Origin of the sequence: Humidesulfovibrio mexicanus (genome assembly GCF_900188225.1) — a bacterium.
Taxonomy (GTDB): domain Bacteria; phylum Desulfobacterota; class Desulfovibrionia; order Desulfovibrionales; family Desulfovibrionaceae; genus Humidesulfovibrio; species Humidesulfovibrio mexicanus.
On record NZ_FZOC01000004.1, the window covers coordinates 426,805 to 448,902 of the forward strand.

The window sequence follows — 22,098 nt, forward strand, 5'->3', positions numbered from 1 at the left end:
GGTGAACCGGGGGAGGCGCAAGAGCCTCCCCCCCTAGCGCCCCCGCGTCACCCACAGGATTGCGCAGCCGCCCAGGGCCATGACCCCGGCGATGAACAGGAAGCCCATGTGGTGGCTGCCGGTGGCGTCGCGCACCACGCCCACCAGGGTCGGGCCCACAAAGCCGCCCGCGTTGCCGATGGAGTTGATGAGCGCCACGCCGCCCGCGGACGCCGCTCCGGAGAGGAATCCCGTGGGAATGGTCCAGAAGGGGCCAAGCATCCCCCACAGGCCCATGGTCGCCAGGGTGAAGCAGCACAGGCTCCACCAGGGCGCGTGGTCCGCCCCCAGCCAGTGGCCCACGGGCAGGAGGCTCAGCGCAAAACCCAATGCGCTGGCCAGAAGCGGCCCGGCCGTGTGCCAGCGGCGCTCGCCCGTGCGGTCCGAGCGCCTGCCCACAAGAATCATGCCCACCACCCCGCCCAGGTAGGGAATGGCCGAAAGCAGCCCCACGCGCACGGGCTGCGCACCGGGGCCAAGGATCTCCGCAATGAGTGTGGGCATCCACATGACCAGCCCGTACATGCCCACGCACAGGGCGAAGTAGGCGGCGGAAAGCAGCCACACGCGCGAATCCAACGCCAGACCGCGCAGCACAGCGCCGAGCCGCCCGCGCTCCTGCTCCGGGGCCTGGGCCAGCTCTGCGGCCAAGGCCTCGCGCTCGGACGGAGAAAGCCAACGGGCGTCGCCAGGGCCATTGGGCAGCAGCCACAGCACGGAGAACCCCAGCAGCACCGCGGGCACGCCCTCCAGCACGAACATCCAGCGCCAGCCCTCCAGCCCCCAGGCTCCGTGCAGGCCCAGCAGCCAGCCCGAGAGCGGCGCGCCCACCATGCCGGCCACTGGCGTTGCGGCCATGAACAGGGCCACGGCCCTGGCGCGGTGCGCAGGCGGATACCAGAGGGTGAGGTAGTAGATGACGCCGGGCAGGAACCCGGCCTCGGCCACGCCCAACAAAAAGCGCAGCAGGTGGAAGGACCAGGCCGCATGCACCAGGGCCATGCAGCAAGCGGCCAGCCCCCAGGTGACCATGATGCGCGCGATCCACAGGCGCGCGCCCACGCGACGCAAAATCAGGTTGCTCGGCACCTCGAACAGCACGTAGCCCGCAAAGAACATGCCCGCGCCCAGGCCGAACACCGAACTGGTGAACCCAAGCGTCTCCGTAAGCCCATGGGCCGCAAAGGAGACGTTGACGCGGTCCAGGTAGGCCACAACGTAAAGCACGAACAAATAGGGCAGAAGCCGCAGGTCGATCTTGCGGCGCAGGCAGGTGTGGGATGGCGTCATGCGCCACGTCTAGCGCAGGCGCGCCGGGATGGGAAGCGCCCCGGCGCCTGGGCTGCGTCCCACGATGCTCCGCACCGCAACGCCCGTGGAACAGGTGGCGGTCGGTGCCATCCCCCGCCGAGGATGCCGCCCGTAAGCTTGGGCCCTCTGCATACAACAGGAAAGAGGGAATAGGCAAATTGGGGAAAAAATGGCGGAGAGGGTGTCAGTCGAATTGATCTCGGTATGCTAAGCGTGGCAACGGTTATCCTGAATGTGGAAAAATGTGTGATACCAATAGTGATACCAACAATTATTGGGCTGTAGCTGGACGCCGGTGGACAATCAGGACTTGCTGGTTTGTATACTCTGGCACTCTGGGAGTGCTCGCCATCTTGTTTCCCGAATCATACCAGGTGCCAGTCTTCGTGCCCCAACGGCACTTCCTTCAGAAGATCCCTGCATTGCCGCCATTGTGGCATGAATTGGTCTAATAGCTCCATGAACCGTTCGTTGTGGTGCCGTTCGAGCAGATGGACGAGTTCATGGACCAGGACGTACTCCAGGCACAGGGTGGGCCGTTTTGCCAATTCCAAGTTGAGCCAGATGCGGCGGGCCTTGATTGAGCAGCTCCCCCATTTGGTCCTCATCTTCTTGATGCCCCAAGAGGATGCCTGCACGCCGATAATGGCCTGCCACTTCTCGAGGAGAGGTGGCAGGAGGAGCTTGAGCTGCTGCCGATACCACCTGAGCAGAATGGCCTCCCGTTGCTCCTGGGAGGACCCTGGACGAGCGAAGATGTCTATGGTGCCGATGCCGCGCAGGCTCACCTGGGATGGACCTGGGCGTTCATGTAAGCGCAGCCGATACCTTTGGCCCAAGAAATAGTGGCTTTCCCCGTTGATCATCTCACGTTGTGACTGCCTGGGCTGGTCCCGGAACCGGGCCTTGTGCTTCTTGACCCATGCCAGCTTTTCGATCACCGCCAAACGCACGGCCTCATCGCTCAGCACTAAGGGTGCCGCAACCCTTACTCTACCGTTGGGCGGATAGACTCCGAGGTGCAGGTTCTTGATGTCCTTGCGAACCACTTCGACCCTGATACCTCCTACCGTGATGTGGTAAGGGCTAGTGGACGGTGCGGTAGTCATTTTGATGCTTCGCGAGCTCAAGTATCTGGTTGGTCAGCTCTTCATCGCCCAGCACAGATCGGATCGCGTTTCGAACTAGCTTGGTCTTGCCAGGGTGATTCCACCAGTCGTCCTGAACCTTGGCAAGGATTGCAGCATTCACTGACAGGGCCTGCCCTTCATGGCGGCCCAGGTTGTTGTAGAGTGCCCTCTGTGCAGCTGTCCTGACCTCTGGGGGGTAGCCGCCTGGCCCCCCTCCCGGAGTGTTTGCATCCCGCGTCAAAGCGGCGATCTTGGCGAGGTATTCCTTGTAGTTCAGCACTCCAGTCCGCCTCTGCTCGATCAGGGCATCCAGCAGCTTGGACATTTGCTCGTAGTATGCCGGGTCCACAGGTGCCTCGTTTGTGATGAGCTTTCGGACGTTGTTTTCGATGGTCTCGGCAACCGCCTCCTCACTCTTCCTGATACTCTTTGGCAACTGCTCTACGGCGTCAGGGCCACGATCCACGATGAGCTGAATCAGGCTCATGTCATCGAAGGCAGAAATCTTTTCGCTCTCTTCAGCGCGGATGTAGGTGTCTATGAGGTGGCGCATGGCTGGCTCGTAAGCCTTCAAGTCGATATAGTCGCTGCTGGCCACCCGAATCATGTCACGGACCTTGACGAAGTGGTCCACTTCATCCTTGATGGTTTGGATTTCCGCCGAGCTATAACCAGCCTCGACTAACTCGTTAGCGATGTTGGCATAGGCCCGCAGCAGGGCGGCCACGAACTTGTAGAGCTTCAGGCGCAGCGCTTCATTGTTCTTGAGCTGCTCGGCATTCCCGGATTCTTTGGCGCAGAAGTAATGCCTGTAAGCGTCCTCGTCTCTTGGGGGAGCCACTGGTTCGCAGAGGGCCTTGACCGCCTCGCGGGCCTCCTCCAGGTCCTCCCGCGCATGTTCCAGGCGGTTCTCCAGCAGGCCCTTCACGTCGTCCTTGTCGTACCCATCCAGCGCTCCGCTGGTGTAGTCCTGCACCGCCCCTTCCAGGCTCTTGAACAGGTCTTTGTAGTCGATAATGTAACCGTATTCCTTGGAATCGCCGTCAAGCCGGTTCACGCGGCAGATGGCTTGAAACAGGCCGTGGTCCCTCATCTGCTTGTCGATGTAGAGGTAGGTGGCCGAGGGCGCATCAAATCCGGTGAGCAGCTTGTCCACCACGATCAACAGCTTCATCTGCCCAGGCTCGTCGATGAACTTCTTCTTCACCTCCAGTTCGAACCGCTCGACCTTGCTGACGGCTTTCTCCACTGGTTCATCGAACCAGTCGGCCAGCATCTGTGAGTAGACCTGGTATTTTAGTAGGTTATCGGTCTCACCCTCGCCTGTGGCCTCGCCCTTCGTGTCGGCCACAGAAGGTGCGTAGCTGGTGATGATGGCACATTTCCCTTTCAGCTCGCCTTTGGCAAACAACTCGTAGAACTTGCACGCTTCGTAGATGCTGCCAGCCACAAGCATGGCATTGCCATGGCCGTCCATCAGGCGTGGCTTTCGATTCATGTCCAGCAGAATGTCGGCAACGATCTTCTCCAACCTGTCCTGGCAGGAGAGCAGCCGCTGCATGGTGCCCCATTTCGTCTTGAGTTGTGCCTTGGCTAGGTCGTTTAGGCCCTGGGTCTTGGCATCAAACCACTGATCGATTTTAGTCGTGTTGGTGAGCGACTGGTCGATGTCCCGAGCCTCATAGCGCAGGTCCAGCACAACGCCTTCACGCACGGCCTGGTCGAACTTGTAGGTGTGGATGTAGCGGCCAAAGACCTCGATACTCTTCTGCTTGTCTGCTTTGAGCAATGGCGTGCCGGTGAAACCGATGAACAGCGCGTTCGGCAGCAGCGTCTTCATGGCCTGGTGCAAGTCACCGGACTGTGTGCGATGGCACTCGTCCACGAACACATGGATGTCACCCTTGGCCTTGAAATCTGGCGGCAAGGACTGGATGGCCTTGATGAAGTCCTTGGTCCCTTCGTCGCTCTCCTCGTTCCCGTTCTGCTTGCCTCCGAACTTGTGGATGAGCGAGCAGAGCAGAGACTTGTCGAGCGCATTGAGCTGGGCCACGAGGTCCGCGCCGCTTGAGGTACGGTAGATGTCCTCATGGACGCCCCGGAAGACCTTCTCGATCTGCTCGTCCAGCTCGGTCCGGTCGGTGATGATGAGCACCCGCGCCGCCGGGTTATTCTCTCGTATCCACTTAGCCAGCCAGACCATAGTGAGCGACTTGCCGCTGCCCTGCGTATGCCAGATGATGCCGCCCTCGCGCTGGTGGAGCGCGTCCTGGGCAGCCTTCACGCCGAAATATTGGTTCTGGCGACAAACCTTTTTGGTCCCGGCGTCGAACACCACAAAGTCGTGGATCAGCTCCAGCAGGCGCGCTTTCTCGCACACCTGTAGCAGGTGCCGGTCCAGCAGATTGGCCTCGCTGGTGTAAGCGCCGGTGTCCTCCACCCAGGTCAGGTAATACTTCTCAGGAGTCTCAATGGTGCCATAACGCAGGCCTTGGGAGTCGTTGCCCGCCATAACCCACTGCATGGTGGAGAAGAAAGGCTGGATGAAGGCCTTCTTTTGGTTGTCCAGGTTCTGGCGGATGCCCTCGGCCATGGATACGGTGGAGCGCTTCAGCTCCAGCACGCCAAGGGCGATGCCGTTGACGTAGAGCACAATGTCGGGCCGCTTGGTGCTGGCCTTGGCGTCCACGCCTGTGATCGTCACCTCTTCGGCAATGGCGAAGTGGTTGTTCTCCGGGTGCTTCCAATCGATGAGCCAGACCGTGACGTGGTTCTCGCCTGCGCCGGGCTGAACATTCACGCCGTAGCGCAGCATCTCGTAGACGGCCTTGTTGCGGTCGTAGAGGTGCTTGCTGGTGTCGCCCGCAACCGTAACCAGCTTGTGCAACGCCCGGCTGATGAGTGTGCCGCTGGTGCCCTGCTGCTCCAGCCAGGCCGTGAGCAAGCCCTGCTCGATGTTGGCGTTGCCGGGCCTGTCGATCCAGTTGCCAAGGTAGGCGTAGCCCAGGCGCTGTTGGAACAGCTTGATGACCCGCTCCTGCGTTTTCTTCTCGATCTGGCCGACGCTGCCCATGGCTTACCCCTTCAGGAGCTTGAAGCTCACCTGATACCGGTAGAAGTCGATGTTCGGGGCCACGGCCAGGGCGCGGCGTATGCGCTGGTCGTCGTCCAGGGCGATGATGACGCCCCGCGTTTCCTGCTCCGGCTCGGCCAGCTCCTGGGCCACAAAGCCCATGTAGCGCAGGGTCTGGCCCACCACCACGTCGCTGGCGCGTCCTTTCTTCAGCTCCACCACCAGCAGTTGCTTCTTGTCCTTGCTGATGGCCAGGATGTCGATGGGGCCGGTGTCCGTGGGGTACTGCTGCCCTACGCGCTCCCCGTCCTCCTGAAAAATCTCAAAGGACTTGCCCAACTCGGTCTGCTCCCAGTTCTGCACCAAGAAGTCCTCCAGGTGCTTCTCCATGGCGAAGGCGACCGGATCGTCCACTGTTTCATCGGTGGAAATGAGCCGAGGCGCAGCCTGGGCAACCAGGAACCGCTCGATCTCGTCCCTATGGCCGGTGACGCTGCTCACGGTGCCGATGGACCCGGTCGAGTTACGCAATCCCTCGCTCATGGCGGCACGGTCAATGACGAGGTCAAGCCAGCGCACGGTCCTGCGGTGGGGCAGGTCCAGGCCTGGGGCGTAGAAATAGTCCCCGATCACCTCGCCGACATGGTACGTGCCTGTGCCGTCCGGGCAGAGCACGATATCGCCCTTGTTGATGCCCTTGGCCACGGTCCAGAGCATCCCACAGGCCAGCCCGGCGGCGATCTTCGACTTGCCGGGAAGCAGCGCTAGGTACTTGGGGATGAACACCTTGTTGAAGGCGCGCCACTCGTCGGGCAGCTGGCCGGTCAGGTCCTCGGCTATGCCGAGGTCCGCACCGATGTAGTTGCCGCTGAAGCACTCGGCAGCGTGCGCGCTCTGCTTGCCCAACATGACCCGGTAGTAGTTCTTCACGTTGCTCTCCCTGCGTCTTGGGGTGGACGGTGGTCGGGACTCTCTGGCTGCTTACACGAGGCGTATGCGCCCGGTCAAAAGCTCCTGCATCATGCCCTGCTTCAGGGCGCGGGTCTTGTCGCGCCGAGTCTCCAGCTCCGCTATCTCGGCGTCCATGTCGGACAAGACGGCGGCGATGGCGGTTTGTTCCGACTCACTCGGCTGGGGTACTTCGAGCTTTGCGAATGCGCTTTTGGCAATGTTATAGCGCGTTGCCCCTTGTGCCAAGATTGCCATGGCTTTGCGGCCCTCACTGCTTCTGAACCAGTAGGCGAAAAATAAACCATTCGCTTTGACTCCTGGATGGAACCGAAAGCCAAAGCAGAAACTATTCAAAAACAGGCTGGGGACTTCGTCTATGAGCACCGAGCAGAACCCAACTTCTTCTGGGGTCTCAGATGAGCCATTGAAGAATAGGTCGCCTTCGAGGGCTTGATTCTGCACTTCTGTTGCCAAGATATTAACAGGTTCAAACCACAAAGGATTGATTACCGTGTTGGTCATTATATTTATGAACGGTATGTAGCGGGCGGTTCCATGTCCAAAGTCCGCCTTTGTTTTCCCCGCCAGTCCACCGTAAGTAGATCCAAGTGCGTTCATTGACCTCCGCGGCCACTCCCCGCTGAACCCCGGCAACCGCCTCTTGCCCGTGAGAAGCTGCTGCATGGCGGCCTGCTTGAGGTCGCGCTTCTTGGCGAGGAGTTGGTCGAGCTTGGCAAGCAGGGCGTCCACGTCCGAGAGCGCTGCGGCGATGGCGCGCTGTTCGGGGAGGGGGGGGCGTGGGACTGGAAGCTGTCCGAGCGAAGTCTTGTTTATGGATGCAAGGTTTGTGGTCTGCCTCCCTGCAAGCAGAAAGTAGCGGCGAGCCTGTGTTGATCCTGTCCAGCAATTCAAAAAATGTGGGATGAGATTTTCCCCACAACGAACGACAAAGACGTGGTTCTGGTGAACACACGGTGTAAGCTCACCGCTCCACAGGGTGCCGCGTCCCAACTTGTCTAAATCGCCACCTTCGTTCATCAGCACATCGCCAGGCAGAACCGCGTAGTGACGAATGTCCTCTTGGCTGACTGTTAACTTCGCCATGTCAGAAAGATCGAGATAGCCATCCTGAACATTGGCAACGCGAAGGTAATGAACCTGAACTGGGTTGGCCGGGACGACTTTCGAGTTCTTTGCAATTCCAGTACGAATCATAGCAAGCGTGTTGAGTGAAGTAACCTCCCATTCCTCCGGGATCACCCCGACCTCGGTGCGTTTGTAGCCCAGCTTCAGTTCCATGCGAACCCCATCTTCTTGAGGTGTTCGCCAACGCGATCGGAGAGGGCTTCAATCTCTTTGGACAGCTGAGGTAGCGGGGAGGCATAGCGTTCGGCCAACTGGCGGATGCGTCCGGTGAGCGCCTGGCTCACGCGGTCCAGTTCGCCCTGCACGGCGGCAGAGAGGCTGGCCAGCCACTTGTCATCCACCACAAGTGCCTTCACCTCGGCCTCGCTCAGTTTCGGGTACTTGGCGAAGACCTTCTCGTCGAGGGCCTTGCGAGCGTCCTTGGCCTGCTTGCTGGCAGCGGCCTCCTGCTCCAGCAGGGCCTGGTAGGCCTCCAACTGGGCGCGCTCATCCGCGAGCGACTTGTCGCGTTTGATCTCCTTGAGCCGGGCGGCCACGCTGCCCTTGGCGATCTTGCCGTCCTCCACCACTTCGGCCAGCAGGCCGTCCTCCCCGCCGTGTTCCTCGCGCATCTCGTCCATCTGCTGCTCCAGGGCGGCGGCTTGGACCTCCAGCGCCTCAATAGCGGCCAGTTCGGCGGAGAAATAGCGGGCGATCATGAGCGCGGGCGGGATGATGTCCGCCTTGTAGCGCACCTTGTTGAACACGAAGTCGTGCGGCTCGTTGTAGGTGGGCTTGTTGTTCTTGTCCTTGCTGGGGATGAGCTGGCGCACCGTGTTCGCCACGGCCCAGCCCTCGGCCACCAGCAGGTACACATCGTCCTGCATGGTGGTTTCCCAGTAGTCCATCAGGTGCTGGTACACGTCATAGGCGTCGATGAGCGGCACGGGCTTGAAGAGTTCCAGCAGCCACTCGGAAAGAGTTTCGATGAAGGCTTTGGGCCGGTCGCCAGTTTTGATGCCCTCGACCAACGGCTTAGAAGGCCGTTGCCATGCCTCAAACTGTTTGGTCACCAGTTGGTTGAAGGCGGTGAACTCGGTATTCTCGAAGATGGCGGTCTTGATGGCGCTGGCCTCCACCGTGAGCTGGCTGTAGCCGGTGCGCCCGGCGTCTTCAAACAGTTCCTTGCGAACGGACGGGAACACGGCCCAGTAAGCGGCCAGGGCGTCGATGTCACTGTTTGGGATGCCGCCCTTGAGGTGCGCTTCGATGTCCTGCAAATCTTCCGGCTCGGTGCTGTCGATGTAGCGCGGCAGGTTCAGGTTGAAGTCGTTGCCCTCAATCTCATCCACAGGCACCATGCGCGAGTATTTAGGCAGCTCCGCCAGCCGGGTGAAGGTGTCCACGATCTTGTGGATGTCCTGAGCGCGCAGGCGGTTTTTGTTGCCGTCTTTGATGAAGCCTTTGCTGGCGTCGATCATGAAGATGCCCTTGCGGGCGGCGGCGTTTTCTTTGTCCAGCACGATGATGCAGGCCGGGATGCCCGTGCCGTAGAACAGGTTCGCGGGCAGGCCGATGATGCCCTTAATGAAGCCCTGCCTGATTATGTTTTTGCGGATGGAGGCCTCGGCCCCGCCACGGAACAGCACGCCGTGGGGCAGAATCACCGCCGCCTTGCCGGTGCTCTTCATGCTCTTCAGCATGTGCAGCAGGAATGCGTAATCGCCGTTCTTGTCCGGTGGGGTGCCGTACTCGAAGCGGTTGTAGGGGTCGTGGGCGGCGTTCAGGCCGTTGGTCCAATTTTTGTTGGAAAATGGCGGGTTGGCCACCACGAAGTCGAAGGTCTTGAGGCTGCCGTCCGGGTTTTTGAAGTACGGGGCAGAGAGTGAGTTGTCCTTCCAGATGACCGCTGTGTCGCAGCCGTGCAGCACCATGTTCATGCGGGCCATGGCGGACGTGGCGTTGTCCATCTCCTGGCCGTAGAGGGCCAGGTTGAAGCCGGTGCGGTTCTGGGCTTCGTCGTGGGCCTTTAAGAGCAGGGAGCCGGAGCCGCAGGTGGGGTCGTAGATGCTCTGGCGGTTATCGCTGGCCGCGCCAAGCTCGATGACCTGGGACATGATGCGCGAGACTTCCGCAGGGGTGTAGAACTGGCCCTTGCTCTTGCCCGATTCCGTGGCGAAGTGGCGCATGAGGTATTCGTAGGCATCCCCAAGCAGGTCATCGCCGTCGGCGCGGTTGCGGCCAAAGTCCAGGCCCTCGAAGATGGCCACCAGCTTGGTGAGCCGTTCCACCATCTCCTTGCCCTTGCCGAGCTTGTCCTCATCGTTAAAGTCCGTGAGGTTGATGGCGCCCTTGAGGTCGTCGTTGGCATCGGCCAGCTTGCCGATGATCTTGTTGATGCGGTCGCCGATCTCGATGTCGTTCTTGGCGGCAACCATGTCGGCAAAGCCACCGCCAGGGGGGATGGTGATGACGGCGTTGGGATCCCCCGCGTACTTGTCGGAGACGTATTTGACGAACATCAGGGCCAGCACATAGTCCTTGTACTGGCTGGCATCCATGCCGCCGCGCAGTTCGTCGCAGGACTTCCAGAGGGAGGAGTAGAGTTCGGATTTCTTGAGAGCCATGGGGGAAGAGTCCTTCTTTGCGTTGGTTCCAGAGGGCGGTAAATATTTCGGTACCAGTAGAATCCGCTGAGTGCTATGTCAAACATGTTAGACCGTTTGAGACGCATTTTGAGGGCTTCTCCAGGTTGGGGAGAGGTGGAAGCCAATTTGGGGGGCTCCTCTTTAGCACGTTGCACTGAGAGCGTTTGGTTGCTAGATGGTGAGGTCCGGCTGGCACACTCTCTCAGGGAGAGGTGGCGGCATAACTAAAACAAAGGGTTATATAATGTTGCGTTCTTCCTTCTTGCACCTCCACGGATTTGGCAAAGCCAAAGAGGAGGCATTGTGGAAGCGTGGCATAAGGACCTGGGACGACTTTCTCGCAGTTTGGCGACGGGACATGCCTTTGCTGGGACCTGAAGCCCGACACCCTGATCTCGAACAATCCTATTCGGCTCTACGAAGACACGATGTTGGCTTCTTTGCGAGTGCTCTTCCCCGGCAGGAACATTACCGGATTGCCCTTGAGTATCCCCAGGATACGCTCTTTCTTGATATAGAGACGACAGGCTTAAGCCATTACTATGACAGGATCACTCTTGTCGGCTGGTCGTTTGGGGAACGGTTTGGGGTATACATTGCCGGACAGGACCGAGTGCCGCTCCTTGAAGCCTTTGCAAGTGCGAAGGCTTTGGTGACTTTCAACGGGACCATGTTCGACCTGAGATTCATTCGAAACGAGTTCCCCGATGCGATCATCCCGCCTGTCCACATTGATCTGCGCTTCCTAGCGAAGAGAGTGGGGCTCACTGGCGGCCAGAAATCCATAGAGCAGCAAATCGGCCTAGTCAGAACAGAGGCCAAGGGGATAAGCGGCGAGGCTGCCCCAGTCCTTTGGCACTGCTACCGACGTGGAGACATCCAGGCCCTTAAGGAGCTGATTCGGTACAATCATGCTGATGTCGAGGGTATGAAAAGTATCTTCGATTATTGCATGAAGTTGCTAGCCAAAAGGGGCAGCTTGCCGGATCGACCAGCTTTGCGTTTTAAAAAGCTGAAGAGCAAAGTTGTGTGGGCCAAGGCCGGTCAGCTGAACCAGCCCTACGCTATTTCTGTTGCCCCATGGCGAGATGACGACACCGCATACTTCTCTTTGTCCGACCTGTCTCGGCAGATCCCTTTTGAAGACGTACCTATCGTCGGCATCGATCTCGTCGCTTCAGAGTCCAAGGGCACAGGTTATGCCCTCGTTAAGGGGCAACACACAACGACACAACGCGTCTTTTCTGATGATGAAATATTAGCTCTGGTGCAGCAGCATAAGGCGCGGCTCGTATCCATCGATTCCCCCTTGAGCCTTCCCTTCGGGCGTATGACCGTATTTGATGATGACCCGAATCGTGAAGAGTTCGGTATTATGCGTATTTGCGAACGCCAGCTGAAGCGGCGGGGCATCAATGTCTACCCCAGTCTCATCAGATGTATGCAGAAACTGACAAGACGGGGAATGGAGCTGGCTCAAAAAATTCGTTCTCTTGGCATCCCTGTGATCGAGAGCTACCCCGGAGCAGCGCAGGACATCATGCGTATTCCCCGCAAGCAAGCTGGGCTCGACTGGCTTCGGCTTGGTTTGGCGGAGTTTGGCCTTACGGGTGAATTCCTGCACGTTGATGTCAGCCATGACGAACTTGACGCCATCACATCTGCCGTCGTGGGGCAGTTCTTTTGGGCAGGGAAATATGAGGGGCTGGGCACAGCGGAAGAGGACTACCTCATCATCCCAGACCAGCATGTGGACAATAGCCGTTGGCTTTCAAGAACAGTCGTTGGTTTCAGCGGCTCCATTGGAGTCGGTAAGACCACAGCCGCCCAGTTTCTTGCGCGAGAAAAAGGGTTCGTGCTCGTTCGGTACAGTGATGTTCTTGTCAACATACTGCGTCAGCGGGGCCAGAAACCTACGAGATCCGCGCTGCAGAAGCTGGGATGGGAAGTGCACACGCAGCACGGGCAGCGTTGGCTTGGACGTCAGCTCGTCGCCTTAGCGGGGGATGCTGAAAAGATCGTCGTCGACGGAGTTCGGTTTCCTGAAGACGCTGCGTACCTTCGTGAGAGCTACGGGCCACGATACCTGCACTGCCACATAGAATGTCCGGCTGAAATTGCCCGTCAACGCACGCAGGATGCCCCGCGTGAGGACATCTCTGCGGCGCAGGCCTTAGAGCATCCGGTCGAACAACGGGTTGACTTTTTGCAGAACCTGGCCAACAAGATCCTAAATAATCAGAGTTCCCTTGGGGAGTTCTACGCCCAGCTCGAATCCCTCTGAAGCGTTGGAGCCCATATGCCTGTTTCTGTGGTAGTTGGCGGCCAGTTTGGCGGTGAAGGCAAGGGCAAGGTTGCCCACTTTTTCGCCAAAGAGCAGGAAGCCACCGCCGTGGTCCGCTGCGGCGGATCGAATTCTGGTCATACCGTCGTGGCCCCTAGCGGCCAAGTACACATTTTCCGACACCTCCCTACAGCCGCAATCCTTCCAGGCGTCCAGCTCTATATGAGCGCTGGTTCCTATATTGACGTCGAGGTCCTGCAAAAGGAAATTGCGTCGATCAACCTCGACCCGAGGCGTTTGATTATTGACGAGAATGCCGTGGTTGTGGGGCCAGAGCATCGGGCCAAGGAACGCGAGGATTTAGTTGCGCGGATATCCTCGACGGGTAGCGGCACAGGGGCGGCGGTCGCGGATCGCGTGATGCGTCGTAAGGATTTGCTATTTGCAAAAGACTGTGCCGCGCTTAAACCGATGGTCGGTAACGTCTCCGGAATGCTTCGGGAGCGTCTGAACGCCAAAGAGCGCGTTTTGATCGAAGGGACTCAAGGCTTTGGGCTCTCGTTGCTTCACTCGCCACACTATCCATTTGTCACTAGTCGTGACACAACCGCAGCCGCTTTTGTCGCAGAAGCTGGTTTGAGCCCGCTGGATGTGGACGACATCATCCTCACGCTGCGGGCCTTCTCTATTCGTGTTGGTGGCGGGTCGGGCCCGTTGCCGAATGAAATAACGTGGGAAGAGCTTGCGAATGAGGCGGGGCGGCCAGATTTGATGGAGTATACTTCGGTAACGAAGAAGCCGAGGAGGGTGGCAAGATTTGACAGCACGCTGCCGAGTCGAGCTGTTGTGGTTAACAATCCCACCAAAATTGTTCTAAATCATCTCGACTACATAAAGTCCGCAGCGTCTGATGTTACAGTCGCAGATGCGGCTGTGAAGCAGTACTCCGCTATGATTCTAAATAAAATTGATTATTTTGGGACCTGTGCAGCATCCGTAAGGAGGATGCATGGATAAGGAACAGATCTTACAGTTGTCGAAAATTGATGTCGCTTGTGACTCTGTTGAGGCGAAGAGACGTTATGAAGAATGGAAACACGTTGACCCATATCCTTTAATTGCGCCTGCACTTTTGAATTCCGCAGACATTGTAAGTTATATTAATGCTGCTTCCCTCGTTTTCCCGTTCACGCCGGAACAATTGAAATCATGTGCTTATGAAATGACTCTTGGCGATACAGTGTTGTATTGGGATGAAACTGGGAAAAGGCGTTATTATAGAGGCCTCAAACGCGGCGCTTCTGTCCGATTCCCGAAGAATTCAATAGTTTATGTTACAACAGCTGAAGAGCTGTATATTCCAGACTACTTGGCTTTGCGCTTCAACATGGTAATTAAACACGTACACAGAGGTATGCTTCTAGGCACTGGGCCTCTCATTAATCCTGGGTATTCGGGGAGAATAATGATCCCGATCCACAACTTTACAAGGAATGAGTACCGTATCAGCGTTGGAGACAGGTTGATATCAATAGAGGTCACAAAAATATCTCGTTACACACAAAGTTTAAAATCTGACGAGCAAGTTGCACCTGCTCCATGTTCCTTGTATGTTCAGAACGATTCAGAATATATTGGTGCAACTTTTAAAAAGTTTCTCCAGCGAGCCGTTGGAGCCGAAGGCCAAGTTCGTAGTGCTATTGAAGAAGTAATTACAGGTGTACACGATCGGTTGGGAAATGTTGAAAAGGAAACACGTGAGTACACTGAAACTCACATTAGAAAGGCTGAAGAAGAAACCAAAAAGTCTATCGAGCTAGTTTGTAAGGCTGTCGATGAAGCAATGTCTGCCAAAGATAGATTAGAAATAAGCATAGATAGGACACGTAGGTGGTCCTTGATCGGTGCAATCGGTATTGTCGTTGGTTTCTGTGCATTGATACTCGCGGCGTACACATATCATGTAAATGTCACTTCAACTCTTAAGCAGCAGATTGAATCTGAAAGAACTATCATTTCTGACTATAAAAATGAACTAGAAGAAAATAGGAAAACGATTGATGGTGCTTTAGTCACAATCAGTGCGAATGTCATAGATGAGATTTCAAGAAGGAATAGTTTAGACAACTCAACGAGGCAAAACAGTGTAGAGAAGGAAAAGGTTAAGCGATGAGAGTCGAAGTGTGTGGCTCAATTGCAACGGGTAAAACGACTTTTGCTTCCTTTGCAAATGTGATCAATCTTGATATGGTTGAAGAACAGTATAAAAAAAATCCTTTCCTTGAAGTTTTTTATGGCGGTGAAATTGAGTGTTCTTTTGAGACGGAGCTATCGTTTTTGTTAATACACTACCACCAGATCAAAGCGAGTTGCAGACCCACATGTCCAAGTTTTGTTTGTGACTTTTCGTTAATCCTCGACAATGCCTATGCCGATGTTACACTATTGGGTCATCGACTCGAGATATTTCAAAATATCTCTGAGGACCTCATGCTTGAGGTCGGTCATCCCAACATCTTGGTCCATTTGGTTTGCCCCGAAGATGTTTTGCTAGAACGCGTTCGCAAACGCGGCAGAGCATCTGAACAAGTTATTACAATGGCCTATCTTAAGAAAGTTGCCGATGCCCTCGAGCGACGCGTTGATGAAGCCTCCAAGTCCGTGCCAGTGCTCCGCATCGACAGCCACGAACATGATTTCCGTGACGGGCTAGAAGGGCACGATTTCTTGGCTACCCTGCTGGAGCATTTGAAGTAGCCAACGGTCGGCTGTTACAAGCACAGGGCTAGCCCCCTGAGCGTTCCCTCCTTCCTTTTCTGCTGTGACTCTGTACCCCTTTGATAAGACGTGAATGCAGTCCCTGGAACCTGGTCGATGATGGTACTGAACCACGCGCTGAAGCTGGCAGTGCCGTGCAAATTTGGCGCACTTTCGGGACCAGACCTGGTGCGACTGTCGGTGTTATTTCAAAACGGCAGCTGGTTACGTTGTGGATGCGGTAGAGGGGATGTCGGTCGAATTTAAGGTGACGAACGGGGTAACTCAATCCCCCCCCTCTTCCCTCATCCTTCTGCGCTGACTAAAATTTAACTCAAACATTGACGATTAACACGTTTTGTCTTAAATGTTAGTCATGAGCTCAATCGGCAAGACTATCATACAGCTTCGGCGCGCCAAGGGCTGGAACCAAACCGAACTCGCAGAGAGGGCCGGGGTGTCTCGTGCGCTCGTAAGTTCATTGGAGCGCGGAGCTGCTACCGGGGCGGGAATGCTCAAGGTGCAACGAATTCTTGCGCTGTTCGGCTATGAACTTGTTGCAACCCCAAAGTCTGGCCCGCCAACTCTGGATGAACTTCAGGCGCTGAACGAGGCCGACAATGCTTGAGGTTAGGGCAGGTAACGATTTGGCTGGGCGGCTGACTCGAACCGCACGGCAACGGTTTGCCTTCACCTACCAGCCGGATGTGTCCAAAGAAGCGGCAGTCTCTTTGACGATGCCGGTGCGTTCTGAAAGCTGGACCTTCGCCTGGGGGTTGCACCCAATCTTTCAGATGAATCTCCCGGAGGGGGCTCTGAAGCTCTACTTGGAGGATATGCTGTCAAAGGCTGTCCCCAATTTTGACGACTTGGAGTTGCTGCGTGTCACCGGCCACTCTCACATCGGTCGACTAAGCTATGGTGAGCCTGGGGGCGATGCTGATGACCTTCCAGGCGCTGTGAGCGTGGAGGAAATACTGACGTATGACGGAGCAGAGGACCTATTCCGTGATCTGTTGAATAGGTATGCACGCTTTTCAGGGGTGTCAGGTGTCCAGCCCAAGGTTCTTGTTCGCGCCACTGAAGGGCTCAAGCTGTCACCGGACCATAAGGTGACGATGCAGGCCGCCACTCATATCGTCAAGACTTGGGACGAGCGGTATCCAGAATTAGCACTCAACGAACATTTTTGCCTACTGGCTGCCAAGAAATGTGGCCTTACTGTTCCCAACTGGGCCGTCTCTGAAAACGGGCGTTTCCTAATTGTGGATCGCTTTGATCTCGACGAGCAGGGGCAATATCTGGGTATTGAGGATTTCTGCGTCCTGCAAGGCCTGGGGACTAGGGATAAATACACTGGGAGCTACGAGCAGCTCGGGAAGATTATTCAGGCCTTCGTGCCCCCAGAGCACCATAAAGACTCAATGCGGGCATTCTTCAAGATGATCGTCTTATCCGTCGGCCTGCGCAATGGTGATGCACACCGGAAGAATTTTTGTCTGCTATATTCTTCACCAGTTGACCGCCAGGGCCGACTTGCTCCGACTTTTGATCAGATCACAACCACGGCATACCTGCCTCATGATTCCATGGCATTGTTGCTGCGTGGTTCCAAGCGTTGGCCAGACAGAGCGGCTATGCTTGATTTTGCGCTAAAGACCTGTTCCATGACAAAACGTGAGGCTGAGGCAGTCATTTGCGAGGTTGAAAGTGGTATCCTGCTGGCGCGTACAGATCTTCAGGACCGAGTTCAAGCTGGGGGGACCTTCGCAAGCACAGGGGCCAAGATGCTCACTGCCTGGGCAGAGGGCCTGCTTGCATTGACCCATTCACAGTAATAGCCCGTTGGTGTCCAGGCGGATGATTTGCCTGAGCCTCCTGCTGCACTATTAGCGAGCATTATTCGAAACTGTCCTTTACCATCTCATCCTTTATCTTTTGCACCTCCAATCTCCTCTCAGGAAGGAATTCTTCACGTTGCTGTTCAATCGCAGCACGTCGATTGGCCGCTCGTTCTGCCATTTCTTCCGGTGAAATCGTAGAATAAGCCGTGTCGGCTGCCTCTTCATTCCCCACGGCATTGACGACACGCGTGTGCGTTTCGATAAGGTTAAGCATTGCTTGGCCCTCACCGGGAGTTATTTCTCCCTTTGCAACTTGTAGTAGAATAGCCTTGCTGGCCTTATGAATGTCCTCATGGTTCTTGAGTGGTGGTAGAGTTACTCTCAAGGGCGAATCTTTTCGGGTTGGACAAAGCCGCTCCAGGCAGAGCTTTAGGCAAGCGACGTCTCCTTCCTTGGCCATTTCGATAACCTTACGGATAATTTCTGTCCCTTCGCCGTCAAGAAGCTCCTGAACAGCCATAGAGGCTTTATTGCGGGCTCCCTTGGGCTTCCCCTTGGGATTGCCCGAGGTCCCCTTAGGAAAGGGCTTCCCCCGCTGCTTTTTTGCTGTATTTTCAGCCATAGCAATTCTCCTTATGTCGCATCGCCATGTGCTCTGAGGACGATACGTAGTCTTTCCTGCGCGTTTCGCAGATAGTGCCGCAGGAAGTGATAGGTCGCGTACTCCGCCCCGGCCCTGTTGCCGCACCAGATGAAGGGGCAGCTGTGGCGGACCTGGAAGGCCAGCACGGATTGCAAAGCCGCGTGGGGCTTCATGCGCGAACGGTAGCGGCCCTCAGCCATGTCCTGCATGGACGCTTCCACGACCACGGCGAAGCATTCCAGGCCAGAGGCACGGGCAAGCTCCCGCTCAAAACGCTCTCGGCCCTCGCCAGTGAGGCAGCCCAGCAGATCGTCCAGGCTCTTGCGCTCCACAGCGCAGCGATCCAACAGCCCGGCCAGTGAATAGTCCCCTGTGGTGAGCGTCCCGGCCACCATTTCGCAGTCATAGCTGACGAAGCCGAACGGTGCTTGCTCTCTAGTGTCGCAGATAATCTTCATTGCAGCACCCTGCGCATGGTGTTGAAGCACCTAGCCCGGCAATAGACCTTGCTCGGGTCGGACGGCGTGAACGTCATGCCACAGCCACGGCAAGCAATTTGTCTCCCAAGTTCTTCCAGTAGCTGCTTCTTGTTCTGGCGGGCGAAGGTCAGCACCTCGGATGCCTTTTCCGGCTCAAGAGCGGCCAGTCCCTCTAGGGTGAGAGCGTCACCCTCTGCCCATACACGGACGCCACGGGATTCAATCCAGCGGGCGACGCTCATATAGTCACCCGGTCAGGGAAGGGTTGCGAAATCGGCGAAGTCTGCTCAACCTTTGTTTTTGGTTCTATACCTTGCGAATTAAGCGAATTATGCGAATTAATGTCGGTAGCCGGTGAGTCGGGGGGCATAATTCGCATAATTCTCTATTTTCGCAGAGAGAGAACACAGTTTTTGAACGGCCCCCTGTCTGCTCGGAGGTGAATCGCACCCGGCCAGAATTTGACAATTCACCCAGAACATCCTTGACGCGTTTGGTGTCGTGGTTGCCTAGAGCTTTGTGAATCTCTGTCAGAGACTTCGCCCCACCCCGCAGCATGGCCAGCACCTTGTCGACCATAGGGTCAGTTTCGCGCCCACCAAAGATCAGCATGGCGGATTCGTGGCAGTACTGCCAAAAGGCCAAAGCAGCGCCGAGGTGTTCTGCGGTGATGATGTTTTGTCCGGCCAGTAGAGTGTAAATCAGTGCCAGCCGCATCACTTGGGCTTCGCCTCGGTTGATGACGCACCCCGCCAATCCTGGGTGTTCCTGAGACAAGTCGAGGTAGACGTACTTCCACATCTCACGGGCTGTTGAATCCATGAGAACGCGCTCTGTGTGCTTGCCTTTATGCAGAAGTGTCAGCAGCTCCCGGCGTATGGCGTCAAGTTCCACATCCGGCATGGGTTCTGGGAATGGCACAACGCCACGGCGTTTTGCGTATACCCACAGGAAGCGATTGGCGAAGCCGTTGAGGCTTTGTACGGCATCAAGCAGTGAAGTGAGTTCGGCCACAGTGATATGCGTCACCAGCGCTAGGTGCGCTCCAGTTGTACGCGTCCGGTTGCTCTTTGTGAGAGGGTTCAAATTTCCGTTGTCCCAAAAACAGCGCATGGCCGTTGAGAGGGTGTTGCCCTGACGATTGGTGCAATTAAGGGCCGCTGCGAGTTCTTCATCCAACACGAACAAGCGCTTGTCGGATACTCCGGGGTCAGTTACCACCCACGCGCCGGTCGGGTTTTGCCTATCCACCTTCCATTCCTTCAACTCATCGCGCACAGCGTACACTAGACCCTCGCCAGTACTTAGCGGTCCAGGTGAGTATTGCGCCGGGATATGCCCGCTTGATTCGCCAAAGGTGAACAGCTTCTTTACTGGTGCGGCGGACGTGCCTTTTCTCGCCTTGGAACTGGCACCACAAATTGCAGCAAATAGACGCGCTTTGTGCGTAGTTTCACCTATTAGAATATGTGGCGAGATAAGTTCGACACCGAAACGGGTGAGGAAGGTTGCCAGCACGGCGGCGGGGTCGGCTTCACTGTTGCGTGTTGCCAATTGTATAAAGTCTCCGACGAAGCCAGGCATGGCCGCCAGCGGCAACGTGGGCCACTTTGTTGCTTCCGGCGTCCACTCCTCATCAATAGACGGAGTGGACTGTATAGCACGGGCCACGGGCTTCGCAGCCGACGCTAGTTGCTCCGGCGCCCTCCTGGGTTCTCTCTCCCCAGCGGCCATTCCACTTGCAATCGTTTTGCGGGCTTCAATCTCCGTCAGGCCAACGGCCAGCGCTGCATCAAGCAAGGTAGCTTCTGCTTTCTGGCGGTCCAGCTCCCCACCTGCTACAAGCTGCCCCAGCGCAAAGGCTGATTCATTCAATGCTTGGTTGCGACCCCCTTGCGCTGTATTCATTACGATGGCAGCCTCGGCTTCCAGGGCCTTGCGGCCGTAAGGCGTAGTGCCCCCGGCAGTCAGCGGTGCGGTCTTGGCAGCTTGCGCCGCCGTGGACAGAGGGGCCACCATGTCCAGAAGCCAAGCTGGGGCCTCAGCCAGTGCAGCCCCGCTGGAAACCCAAGAGTATGTCCCGCCGCTCAGGTGTCCGCTTGGGGGAAGGATTACATATCCGCCTTCACCTCGCACGTCCAAGCTAGGGGCCAGCTTGTTTGCGCTGTTGCGGACCTCCCGCCCCTTAATCCACTTGAAGAACAGTTGCCGCCCGCTTCCTCCAGTGTGTTGCTCAACCGTGGCAGGCAAAGGGCCATGTTCAGCTTCCAGTGCAGCCAGGGATTCAGGGCCTTTTGGCAAGTCTACGTCAAGCACCCACGCGCCGTGCTCCGCCCCCATAGGACATCCCACGCTTGCCGTAGGCCATTGCATCCACCACTTGCGGACTTGTTCCGGGTCCGTGCTGGCGGCTTTGAAGCCATTTTGGATAAGCGGCTTTTTGTTTGCCCTGCAGGGGAACACACGCCAGCCTTTGCTTGTGTAATTCAAGGCGGCGTCCAGCATAGAGCGTTCAGGAGTCATGGCTCACCCCTTCAAGCGCAATGGTAAATCTGTCCGTCCATCGACTACAGGCCATGCCCATTTCAGAGGTGAAGGTGCGTAGCCAGCGCTGGGTCCACAGTTTGACGGCGGGGTTTTGCTTTTTCATGACTCAACCACTCCACTCATGTGCTCCACGAGGGCCAAGAGGTCAGAGCCCCGCCAAAAGGTCATGGAGCCGTTGCGAACAGGTTGCGGGAATCGGCCAGACTTAACCCCCGCCCACCACGTAGCGGCGGCAACGTCTATGAGCGGTGGCGGACCTGACTTCGAGCGGACAATGGATTTGAGGCGGTAGAGACCGTTGGGATCAATGCGGGATGCGTTGGGCATGGTTGGTATCCTCCGTGGTTGAATTTCACCGGATGATACACACGGAAAAAGCTACGTCATTCCGGTTGATTCCGTCGTGCCGTCACTTCTTCAAAGAAAACCCCCTAAAACCGTCCAACGGAGTTAGGGGATCTCTGACATGGAGAAGGGAGGGCGCAGGTTTGCGATTCAGCGTCCCGCAAGGGGGGCAGGATATTAATCTTGCCTCTGAGGACCTGGCTTATTTGACTTGTGTTCATCGGGGAGAGCTTGCCAAAATACCTCAAGTGCCGTTTTGGGTAACGCTTCCCCCAATTTTTTGGCGATTGTCTGAATTTGTGTACGTTTTCTTTCTTTTGGGCCTTGTTGCCCGCAGAACAGAGCAATTGAAACCATTTGTGCTGCAAGCACTTTCCATCTCTGGACGCTATTTTGGCTGGCGGCGATAGTTGCGGAGCTCGTCCTGGGGGGCTTCTCAGTTTTCTTCCGTAACGACTGAAGTTCAGTAAACAGTTGGGTATTTTCTTGTTGGACTTGGGCGAGCTTGTCCCGCAGAGACTGCACGCTATCAAAATTGTCTGGGTTGGCTCCATACTCTGGGATCAGATCACGAAACACCTCAAATTTTCTGATCGCTTGCTTTAAGTCATAGGTGTGAAATTTAACTCTGTCGTTGATGTGTGACGAGTTAAACTCGTGCTTTTTGGGGCTGATCTCGTCGCCATGCACATTGCCATGTGAATCAACGTAATAGTTAATTTCACATTTGTTGACTACATCTATGAACATTTTCGGCGTGATTTTTAGACATTCTAACAGTGTTTTCGCATAAACATACTGTCGGTTATCTAAGAGTTCAATGAGCAAGCTCATATTTTCTTGCCTCTCTGTTTATGGAATTGAAAATCCAAGCATCGCGATGAACAACTGCCATGAAAAGGCCTACTCTCAGACATTACCC

17 protein-coding genes are annotated in these 22,098 nt (G+C 56.4%); 6 read left to right on the forward strand and 11 right to left on the reverse strand.

Going from position 1 to position 22,098, the window contains the following annotated elements:
* Positions 1-33: 33 nt before the first annotated feature.
* From CHB73_RS11080 to CHB73_RS11105, 6 genes are all read right to left on the reverse strand, one after another.
* On the reverse strand, positions 34-1,329 hold the full coding sequence (locus CHB73_RS11080; protein ID WP_089274629.1) for an MFS transporter: 1,296 nt from the start codon (positions 1,327-1,329) through the stop codon (positions 34-36).
* A 386-nt stretch (positions 1,330-1,715) separates the two neighbouring features.
* A complete protein-coding gene (locus CHB73_RS11085; protein ID WP_218819391.1) occupies positions 1,716-2,399 on the reverse strand; it encodes a M48 family metallopeptidase in 684 nt (227 codons plus the stop codon).
* Between the two features lie 37 nt (positions 2,400-2,436).
* Positions 2,437-5,553 carry a type I restriction endonuclease subunit R gene (locus CHB73_RS11090; protein WP_089274631.1) on the reverse strand — a complete coding sequence of 1,039 codons (3,117 nt, stop codon included), beginning with the start codon at positions 5,551-5,553 and terminating at the stop codon, positions 2,437-2,439.
* Positions 5,554-5,556: 3 nt separating this feature from the next.
* Entirely contained in the window at positions 5,557-6,483 is a 927-nt protein-coding gene (locus CHB73_RS11095) for an endonuclease NucS domain-containing protein (protein WP_235641583.1), read from the reverse strand.
* A 51-nt stretch (positions 6,484-6,534) separates the two neighbouring features.
* Positions 6,535-7,803, reverse strand: a complete 1,269-nt coding sequence (locus CHB73_RS11100) for a restriction endonuclease subunit S (protein ID WP_089274632.1) — start codon at positions 7,801-7,803, stop codon at positions 6,535-6,537.
* Complete coding sequence (locus tag CHB73_RS11105; RefSeq protein ID WP_089274633.1) at positions 7,794-10,256, reverse strand: type I restriction-modification system subunit M; 2,463 nt, start codon at positions 10,254-10,256, stop codon at positions 7,794-7,796. The genes CHB73_RS11100 and CHB73_RS11105 overlap by 10 nt, the downstream gene beginning before the upstream one ends.
* A gap of 265 nt (positions 10,257-10,521) precedes the next feature.
* Here CHB73_RS11105 and CHB73_RS11110 point away from each other — a divergent pair, with 265 nt between their 5' ends.
* The 6 genes from CHB73_RS11110 to CHB73_RS11130 all read left to right on the forward strand — a co-directional run bounded on the left by CHB73_RS11110 (position 10,522) and on the right by CHB73_RS11130 (position 17,156).
* A complete protein-coding gene (locus tag CHB73_RS11110; protein ID WP_179217007.1) occupies positions 10,522-12,561 on the forward strand; it encodes a ribonuclease H-like domain-containing protein in 2,040 nt (679 codons plus the stop codon).
* A 15-nt stretch (positions 12,562-12,576) separates the two neighbouring features.
* Positions 12,577-13,578: an adenylosuccinate synthetase gene (locus CHB73_RS11115; RefSeq protein ID WP_089274635.1), complete on the forward strand. Its 1,002-nt coding sequence runs from the start codon at positions 12,577-12,579 to the stop codon at positions 13,576-13,578.
* Positions 13,571-14,734 carry a dCTP deaminase/dUTPase family protein gene (locus CHB73_RS16500; RefSeq protein ID WP_143337372.1) on the forward strand — a complete coding sequence of 388 codons (1,164 nt, stop codon included), beginning with the start codon at positions 13,571-13,573 and terminating at the stop codon, positions 14,732-14,734. The genes CHB73_RS11115 and CHB73_RS16500 overlap by 8 nt, the downstream gene beginning before the upstream one ends.
* Positions 14,731-15,318, forward strand: a complete 588-nt coding sequence (locus tag CHB73_RS11120) for a deoxynucleoside kinase (RefSeq protein ID WP_089274636.1) — start codon at positions 14,731-14,733, stop codon at positions 15,316-15,318. Before CHB73_RS16500 ends, CHB73_RS11120 begins: the two co-directional genes overlap by 4 nt.
* 376 nt (positions 15,319-15,694) lie before the next feature.
* Complete coding sequence (locus CHB73_RS11125; RefSeq protein WP_179217008.1) at positions 15,695-15,946, forward strand: helix-turn-helix transcriptional regulator; 252 nt, start codon at positions 15,695-15,697, stop codon at positions 15,944-15,946.
* The gene (locus tag CHB73_RS11130) at positions 15,939-17,156 is read left to right on the forward strand and encodes a type II toxin-antitoxin system HipA family toxin (RefSeq protein WP_089274638.1); all 1,218 of its coding nucleotides are present in this window, start codon (positions 15,939-15,941) and stop codon (positions 17,154-17,156) included. The genes CHB73_RS11125 and CHB73_RS11130 overlap by 8 nt, the downstream gene beginning before the upstream one ends.
* Before the next feature lie 61 nt (positions 17,157-17,217).
* On the opposite strand, the gene CHB73_RS11135 is transcribed toward CHB73_RS11130, so the two are convergent.
* The 5 genes from CHB73_RS11135 to CHB73_RS16505 all read right to left on the reverse strand — a co-directional run bounded on the left by CHB73_RS11135 (position 17,218) and on the right by CHB73_RS16505 (position 22,010).
* Positions 17,218-17,784, reverse strand: coding sequence for a DUF5681 domain-containing protein (locus CHB73_RS11135; protein WP_179217009.1), 567 nt, complete (start codon positions 17,782-17,784; stop codon positions 17,218-17,220).
* An 11-nt stretch (positions 17,785-17,795) separates the two neighbouring features.
* Positions 17,796-18,263: an ERCC4 domain-containing protein gene (locus CHB73_RS11140; protein ID WP_089274639.1), complete on the reverse strand. Its 468-nt coding sequence runs from the start codon at positions 18,261-18,263 to the stop codon at positions 17,796-17,798.
* The gene (locus tag CHB73_RS11145; RefSeq protein ID WP_089274640.1) at positions 18,260-18,526 is read right to left on the reverse strand and encodes a hypothetical protein; all 267 of its coding nucleotides are present in this window, start codon (positions 18,524-18,526) and stop codon (positions 18,260-18,262) included. Before CHB73_RS11145 ends, CHB73_RS11140 begins: the two co-directional genes overlap by 4 nt.
* Before the next feature lie 64 nt (positions 18,527-18,590).
* Positions 18,591-20,807 carry a bifunctional DNA primase/polymerase gene (locus CHB73_RS11150; RefSeq protein ID WP_089274641.1) on the reverse strand — a complete coding sequence of 739 codons (2,217 nt, stop codon included), beginning with the start codon at positions 20,805-20,807 and terminating at the stop codon, positions 18,591-18,593.
* 546 nt (positions 20,808-21,353) lie between these two features.
* Complete coding sequence (locus tag CHB73_RS16505; protein WP_143337373.1) at positions 21,354-22,010, reverse strand: hypothetical protein; 657 nt, start codon at positions 22,008-22,010, stop codon at positions 21,354-21,356.
* Positions 22,011-22,098 lie beyond the last annotated feature (88 nt).

What these genes read in the sequence shown, in the direction of transcription:
- CHB73_RS11080 (WP_089274629.1), bottom strand. Translation starts at nt 1,329, where the DNA reads ATGACGCCATCCCACACCTGCCTGCGCCGCAAGATCGACCTGCGGCTT.
- CHB73_RS11090 (WP_089274631.1), bottom strand. Translation starts at nt 5,553, where the DNA reads ATGGGCAGCGTCGGCCAGATCGAGAAGAAAACGCAGGAGCGGGTCATC.
- CHB73_RS11100 (WP_089274632.1), bottom strand. Translation starts at nt 7,803, where the DNA reads ATGGAACTGAAGCTGGGCTACAAACGCACCGAGGTCGGGGTGATCCCG.
- CHB73_RS11105 (WP_089274633.1), bottom strand. Translation starts at nt 10,256, where the DNA reads ATGGCTCTCAAGAAATCCGAACTCTACTCCTCCCTCTGGAAGTCCTGC.
- CHB73_RS11110 (WP_179217007.1), top strand. Translation starts at nt 10,522, where the DNA reads ATGTTGCGTTCTTCCTTCTTGCACCTCCACGGATTTGGCAAAGCCAAA.
- CHB73_RS11115 (WP_089274635.1), top strand. Translation starts at nt 12,577, where the DNA reads ATGCCTGTTTCTGTGGTAGTTGGCGGCCAGTTTGGCGGTGAAGGCAAG.
- CHB73_RS16500 (WP_143337372.1), top strand. Translation starts at nt 13,571, where the DNA reads ATGGATAAGGAACAGATCTTACAGTTGTCGAAAATTGATGTCGCTTGT.
- CHB73_RS11120 (WP_089274636.1), top strand. Translation starts at nt 14,731, where the DNA reads ATGAGAGTCGAAGTGTGTGGCTCAATTGCAACGGGTAAAACGACTTTT.
- CHB73_RS11125 (WP_179217008.1), top strand. Translation starts at nt 15,695, where the DNA reads ATGAGCTCAATCGGCAAGACTATCATACAGCTTCGGCGCGCCAAGGGC.
- CHB73_RS11130 (WP_089274638.1), top strand. Translation starts at nt 15,939, where the DNA reads ATGCTTGAGGTTAGGGCAGGTAACGATTTGGCTGGGCGGCTGACTCGA.
- CHB73_RS11135 (WP_179217009.1), bottom strand. Translation starts at nt 17,784, where the DNA reads ATGGCTGAAAATACAGCAAAAAAGCAGCGGGGGAAGCCCTTTCCTAAG.
- CHB73_RS11140 (WP_089274639.1), bottom strand. Translation starts at nt 18,263, where the DNA reads ATGAAGATTATCTGCGACACTAGAGAGCAAGCACCGTTCGGCTTCGTC.
- CHB73_RS11145 (WP_089274640.1), bottom strand. Translation starts at nt 18,526, where the DNA reads ATGAGCGTCGCCCGCTGGATTGAATCCCGTGGCGTCCGTGTATGGGCA.
- CHB73_RS11150 (WP_089274641.1), bottom strand. Translation starts at nt 20,807, where the DNA reads ATGACTCCTGAACGCTCTATGCTGGACGCCGCCTTGAATTACACAAGC.
- CHB73_RS16505 (WP_143337373.1), bottom strand. Translation starts at nt 22,010, where the DNA reads ATGAGCTTGCTCATTGAACTCTTAGATAACCGACAGTATGTTTATGCG.